This is a genomic window from Bradyrhizobium sp. P2_E8 (assembly GCF_056403875.1).
This window is the reverse complement of the sequence record NZ_JBFUES010000837.1, coordinates 1-3,344: the sequence shown is the minus strand read 5'-3', so window position 1 is coordinate 3,344 and position 3,344 is coordinate 1. Positions and strand designations below refer to the sequence as shown.

General features: G+C 66.8%; 4 protein-coding genes. 1 reads left to right on the top strand and 3 read right to left on the bottom strand.

Annotated features, from left to right (window positions below; all coding sequences use genetic code 11):
* Window positions 1-913 (bottom strand): FAD-dependent tricarballylate dehydrogenase TcuA (gene tcuA / locus AC1D00_RS32765; protein ID WP_477013518.1); only part of this gene is annotated, 913 nt, incomplete at its 3' end.
* A 156-nt stretch (window positions 914-1,069) separates the two neighbouring features.
* Between tcuA and AC1D00_RS32760 the strand changes: the two genes are divergently transcribed.
* On the top strand, window positions 1,070-1,750 hold the full coding sequence (locus tag AC1D00_RS32760) for a GntR family transcriptional regulator (protein ID WP_404558632.1): 681 nt from the start codon (window positions 1,070-1,072) through the stop codon (window positions 1,748-1,750).
* Between the two features lie 18 nt (window positions 1,751-1,768).
* On the opposite strand, the gene AC1D00_RS32755 is transcribed toward AC1D00_RS32760, so the two are convergent.
* Both AC1D00_RS32755 and ybaK read right to left on the bottom strand, forming a co-directional pair.
* Window positions 1,769-2,854 (bottom strand): HupE/UreJ family protein, encoded by a 1,086-nt coding sequence (locus tag AC1D00_RS32755; RefSeq protein ID WP_477013517.1) that lies wholly within the window; start codon window positions 2,852-2,854, stop codon window positions 1,769-1,771.
* A gap of 18 nt (window positions 2,855-2,872) precedes the next feature.
* Window positions 2,873-3,344: Cys-tRNA(Pro) deacylase (gene ybaK / locus AC1D00_RS32750; RefSeq protein WP_477013516.1), on the bottom strand; the 472-nt coding region annotated here is incomplete at its 5' end.

Below are 3,344 nucleotides of genomic sequence, written 5' to 3'. Positions count from 1 at the left end.
TGATGTAGGCGATCTGGTCGGGCTGCGCAGCGACCAGCCGGCCCCAGATCGCGTAGCGCTTCGGCCAGATGTCCTCACCCTCGTCGTAGAAGCGCTGCGCGTGCTTGTTGACGACGATGCCGAATACCACGGAGTCGTGGCGGGTGATGATGCCGCCGTCGAATTTCGGCGCGCGGGCGTCGATCGCCACCGCATGGCACTGGGTGGGATCGCCGACCTCCTGTACGCCCTTGTCGAGCAGCATCTTCAGGATCGAACCGCGGTTGTAGGGCGTGCCGCGGATCAGGAAATTATCGGCGGCATCGCCCCAATATTGCTTCAGCCATTCGATGTTGGCCTCGAACCCGCCGGCCGCGGCGACCAGCGACGTCGCGCGGATCTCGGTCTCGCCCTTGATCGGCCGTTTGAGGCGGGCGGCCAGGAACATCCCGTCCTCGATCACGAGGTCGATGACCTCGGCATCGTATTCGACATCGACGCCGAGTCGCTCGGCGGTGAGGTAGAGCGCATTCAGCATCGCGCGGCCGCCGCCGAGGAAGAAGGAGTTGGTGCGGCCGAGGCTCAGCGTGCCGCCGAGCGAGGGCTGCCAGCGCACGCCCTGCTCCACGATCCAGTTCAGGATGTCCTTGGATTCGCGGATCATGTGGCGAGCCAGCACTTCGTCGGTCTGCCCGCCGGTCACGCGCAGCAGGTCCTCCCAGAACTCCTCCTCGGTGTAGGGGCCGGTCAGGATTTCGGTGGCGGCGTCATGGGCGCAGCGCATGTTGCGGGTGTGGCGGGTGTTGCCGCCGCGATAGAACTTTGGCGCGCCTTCGAGCACCAGCACCGAGGCGCCGCCCCGACGCGCCGCGATCGCCGCGCACAGTGCCGCATTGCCGCCGCCGATCACCAGCACGTCGTATTTGCTGCTCATGCCGTCTGCCCGATGCGACGAAGTTGGAGACATTCTGCCCGCCGGCGGCCTCGGTCAACCGGTCCGCCATTGCGTACTTTTGTATACAAAGATATACAGAAGCTGCGCAAGCGACATCTCTGCATGGGCAGGATGCGCTTGGCGCTTCGAGGATGCATGACCAGACGCCCGGCAAAGGCAGGATCGATCGCGCGCGGCGCGGGCGTCGCGCTGGGCGAAGCCGTGTTCCGCTCACTGTGCGAAGCGCTCCAGGCCGGCAGCTACCGCGCGGGCGATCGCCTGCGGGAGGAGGAGGTGGCGCAGCGGCTGAAGGTCAGCCGCACGCCGGTGCGCGAAGCGCTGGGCCGGCTCGCGGCGCGCGGCTTCGTCGAACCCGCCGGCGGCCGCGGCCTGATCGTCCGCAACCTCGATATTTCCGAGGTGCTCGAACTCTACGCCATGCGCGAGATCATGGAAGGCGCCGCCGCGCGCCTGGCCGCCGAGCACGCCTCGGCGACCGAGATCGACGCACTCAGGGACATCGAGCAGACCTTTGTCGAGGCGTCCGCGGCCGACGCCATCGAGATGGCAAGGCTCAACCGCGCCTTCCACGAGGCGATCTGCCGCGCGGCGCGCAACCGCTATCTCGACAACGCCTCTCGCGAACTACAGGACTGGATCGCCCTGCTCGGCCCGACCACCTTCACGGTGACGGGACGTCCCTCGACCAGCCACGGCGAGCACCAGGCCATCATCGACGCGATCGCCGCGCGCGACGGCGACAGGGCCGAACAGCTCGCGCGCGCGCACATCCGCGAAGCGCTGCGCTGCCGGCTGAAATTGTTGCAGAAGCAATAGGCCGGATCGTCCGCCCGATCACGCCTCGAACACACGCGTCAGCAGCCAATAGCCACCGAGCAGGCTGATGATTGCGGACACCGTGTAGACGAGCTTTGCGGTTCGCACCGGCTCGGTTTGGCCGGCACTGGCCAGCCGGTCCAGCAGGCCGAGCATCGGCAGCATGACCGCAACGATCGCAATCTGCCCGATCTCGACGCCGACGTTGAAGGCGGCCAGCGCCGGGACGATGGCATCCGGCGGCAAGCCGATCTCCCGAAGCGCGCCGGCAAAGCCGAAGCCGTGGATCAGGCCAAACAGAAAGGCCACGCGCCAGCGCTTGTCGATATCGCGCGAGATAAAATTCTCCACCGCCACGAACACGATCGAGGCCGCGATCGCGGGCTCCACGATGCGACCGGGGATGACGAGGACATTCAACGCCGCCAGCGATAACGTCATGGTGTGAGCGATGGTGAAGGCGGTAACGATCTTGATGACCGGAACGAGCCGGCGTGCCCAGAGCATGACTGCGACCAGAAACGCGACATGATCGTAGCCGAGGAAGATATGCTCGATGCCGGCAAGGAGATAGCGCTGCATGGTCGAGGACAGCGATGGCGGCGCCGTCGAGAGCGTGACCGTCGTGTTGCCGGCGTCGAGCAGGGCCTGGGTCTCGGACCTGCCCTGCGCGATCAGCACCACCTGACGCGCGCCCTTGTCCTTCTCGGTCAGCACGGTGGAGCGATAGAGGATATCGCCGGTCGTGTTCGCGCAGGCGAAACTGTTGCGATAGACGACGCCGTCCCCGTCGGGGAGGATCGCCGCAGCACCTGGCGCGCAAGCCGTGCCGCCACCTGTCACGGCCAGATGCCCATCGAGATAGGCAAGGATGGCGGTCCTGGCCGCCTCGACCGCGGCCGGATCGACCGCATCCTGCCGCGCATCATAAATCTTTGTGCCGATCAGGCGATCGACGTCGCTGCCCTTCAGTCCCAGCTCGACGGTCACCGTGCGATCGCCGGTCAGCGCCACGCGCGCCGTCGCAAGGTTGACCTGATGCGCCTCGGCCGGAAAGCAGACGCCAAGCAGAGCCGCGAGCCACAGCAGCCGGGCCCGCCTCATGATCCCGCTCCGTCGCCTTCATGCCAGCACATCCGCGACGACCGCCTTGGAGACATCCCTAACGTCGGCGGGCTTGAGCCGCACCTGCAAGCCGCGCTGGCCGCCATTGAGATAGACGTAGTCATGCGCGAGCGCGCTCTGCTCGATCACGGTGCGCACGGGCTTGCGCTGCCCGAACGGGCTGATGCCGCCGACCTTGAAGCCGGTGACGCGCTCGGCCTCCGGTGGCTTCATCATCTGCGCCGACTTGCCGCTCGCCGCCGCGGCGAGCTTCTTCATCGAGACTTCCTGGTCGGACGGAACGATCACGCAGACCGGCTTGCCATCGACGAGCGCCATCAGCGTCTTCAAGACGCGCGCGGGATGCTCGCCAAGCGCGGCGGCGGCCTGGAGCCCGATGCTCTCGGCATCGGGATCATAGTCGTAAGCGTGCACGGTGAAGGCAACACCGGCGGCCGCGAGCGCACGTGTGGCGGGAGTGACTTTGGAC

What these genes read in the sequence shown, in the direction of transcription:
- AC1D00_RS32760 (WP_404558632.1), top strand. Translation starts at nt 1,070, where the DNA reads ATGACCAGACGCCCGGCAAAGGCAGGATCGATCGCGCGCGGCGCGGGC.
- AC1D00_RS32755 (WP_477013517.1), bottom strand. Translation starts at nt 2,854, where the DNA reads ATGAGGCGGGCCCGGCTGCTGTGGCTCGCGGCTCTGCTTGGCGTCTGC.